Source organism: Skermanella sp. (assembly GCF_059503625.1).
The window spans coordinates 1-2,097 of sequence record NZ_JCACHA010000523.1 but is presented as its reverse complement, the minus strand read 5'-3'; the positions used below and the strand labels follow the sequence as shown (position 1 = coordinate 2,097).

The following is a 2,097-nucleotide window of genomic DNA, read 5'->3' as shown; positions in this document are numbered from 1 at the left end:
AACGCCGATAGTACTCACCCGGTCATTGACTTGATCTGGCTCCTATGGCCACCTAGCCAAAACATCAAGCAACAGGGAGGCGAGCGTGGCTCACAATGTTGAGAAGGCCGAGACCACTGGACCGGCCGCAAGCCAGCAGCCGGGCTGGGTTAACCAGTGGACGATCTATGCACTGGGCGGCGCCACGGCCATTGCCCTGATCCTGGCCGTCACGGGATGGAACAGGGCCAGTTCCTACCAGGAGCAGGCCAACGGGCTGCGCGCCGAGGTCAATACCTTGAAGGGTCAGGCGTCCGATCTGCAAAGTCAGGTAACCGGCTTGCAGGGACAGGTGAAGGACGCGCAGGGGCAGGCGGCCGCCGCCAACGGTGAGCGGGATGCCTTGAAGCCGCAGCTCGCTAGCCTGGAGCAGCAGATCGCCGGCTTCGGGATCGAGCGGTCGGAGATGCTCAACGAACGGAACGCCATCGTCCAGCGCCTCGGCGTGGCAGCCTCGGCGCGCGACGTGTCGGACGGCAAGATCGTCATGCTGGAAAAGGATTTGGCGCGTCTGACGGCCGAGCGCGACGCGCTGATGCCGCTGGTGGACGAAGTAGCCCAGCTCGAGGATATGCGCGCCGAACTGCTGAACGAACGAAACGCGCTGGTGCAGCAGGTCGGCGGCGTCGCCTGGGCGCGCGACATCGCCACGGCCAAGCTGGCGGACCTGACCAGGGAACGCGATGCGATGGCCGCCGAACGGGACCGGATCGCCGCCGACATCGAGACGATCGAGCAGTCCGTCGGTTCGAAGGAAGAGCTGATGGGGCAGGTAACGCGCCTTCAGGCCCAGGCCAAGGAGATCGAGGGTCAGCTTGCCAACCTGAATGCGCAGCGCGACGCGGTCACCGCCGAGATCGCCCAGAGCGAGAACCGGGTGGCCGAGCTACAGAAGGCTGCCGACCTTGCCGGGCAGAACCTTGCCGCCATCGGCAACGAGGTGGCCCAGCGCACCCAGTCGCTCAACGTGCTGCGCCAGCAGCAGCAGGAAGCGACCCGGCAGGCGGAAGCGGCGAAGGCGGTCTTCCTGGATGCGGAAAAGCAGTTGACCATGCTGCGCGACCAGATGGTCAATCAGGCCGAGGTGCTGCGTGCGGCGGCCATGCCGGAAAACACCGAAAGGACCGCTCCTGCAATGCCGGCGAACGGCAACGCCGACAGCGGGGCGCCTGCCGAAGCGGTCAAGTAGGAAAGCGGCGGCGAAGCAAGACGGGACGGACGCCCCGGTGACTGATCGTCACCGGGGCGTCCGCGTATCCGCGTTACGCCGAAAGATCGGTACAGGAACCGTGACAGATCGGCTCCTCCTTCGCCATAACACGGATTGGGCGTTAACCAGGGTCTTGCTTGGGAAAGCGAACCTTCGGAGCGGGCAGGAGGGAGAATCCATTGATCTGGCACCGCTGGAACCAAGCCGATACACGCTACCTCCGGCGCATGGCGGCCGGGGCCGGCCTGCTCTGCGTACTGGTGCAGCCGATGGCGGCCATGGCGCAGCAGAGCGAAAGTTTCACCTGCACGCTGACCGATCAGGTGCGTAAGGTCGAGCGCATCTACGAGCCGGGCGGCGCTCCCTGCATGGTGCGCTATTTCCGGAACGACCAGCCCGTGCAGACCCTGTGGCGGGCACGGGAGTCGGGCGCCGTCTGCGTCGAAGGCGCGCGCAAGCTGATGCAGGATTTCAGGGCGGCGGGCTACACCTGCACCGGCGCGGGAACGGAGGCCGCAGCCATGCCGGCGCCGGAACCAACCCCGGAACCCGATCCGGCACCGGCACCGCGAAGCGGCACGACGGGGCCTGCCGAACCCGCGGCCGGAGCGGGTGCCAGCCGGCCCGCCGGGAGTCCGTGCTACGCCCTGACCTACGAGGCCTGCGCGCCCGGGAGCGGGAACTGCGACACGAAGCCGGCCTCGATCTGCGCCCAGACCGACAGCCGCTGGCTGATGACAGACGGCATGCCGGCGGACCTCGACCCGCTCACCCGTTTCCTGCCGGGCGATCCCGGCAAGTGCTATCGCGTCTACCGGGAAGGCCAGCCCCGTCCGCTCTGCACGGAA

The 2,097-nt window shown here is 67.0% G+C and carries 1 protein-coding gene and 1 pseudogene; both read left to right on the top strand.

The window, feature by feature from the left end; all coding sequences use genetic code 11:
* Nucleotides 1-85: 85 nt before the first annotated feature.
* Nucleotides 86-1,228: a hypothetical protein gene (locus AC5JJ6_RS11200; RefSeq protein WP_496042105.1), complete on the top strand. Its 1,143-nt coding sequence runs from the start codon at nt 86-88 to the stop codon at nt 1,226-1,228.
* 200 nt (nt 1,229-1,428) lie between these two features.
* A pseudogene (locus tag AC5JJ6_RS11195) lies at nt 1,429-2,097 on the top strand (hypothetical protein); the annotation flags it as partial.